Raw genomic sequence first — 339 nt, forward strand, 5'->3', positions numbered from 1 at the left:
AGCACGTTCAGCGCGAGCGCCACGGCGAAGCCCGCGAGGAGCGCCGCGAACGCGAAGCGGTGGTACAGGCCCGTCCAGATCGTCACTACGAACCACGCGAGGGTCAGGCCCACCCAGGTCATGACGGCCACCGTCAGCAGGCGGTCCTCCGTGAGGCCGTACGCGCTCACGTACAGCAGCATGCGCCGCACCGCCGACACCAGCATCACCGCGACGAGCGCCACCACCACGAGGCTCAGCCCCCGGAACATGACGCCGGAGCGGGCCCGCGCGGGCAGCAGGGCGTGCGCGCCGAGCAGCAGGGGCAGCACGAGCGCCGCGACCGTCACGAGCTCGAAG

General features: G+C 72.3%; 1 protein-coding gene. It reads right to left on the minus strand.

Features of this window, described 5'->3' with window-relative positions; translation table 11 throughout:
- The coding region (locus DEIPI_RS35005; protein ID WP_157464148.1) for a DUF4153 domain-containing protein at positions 1 to 339 on the minus strand (339 nt) is incomplete at both ends.

It is taken from the genome of Deinococcus pimensis DSM 21231, from assembly GCF_000519345.1.
GTDB classification, from domain to species: domain Bacteria; phylum Deinococcota; class Deinococci; order Deinococcales; family Deinococcaceae; genus Deinococcus_A; species Deinococcus_A pimensis.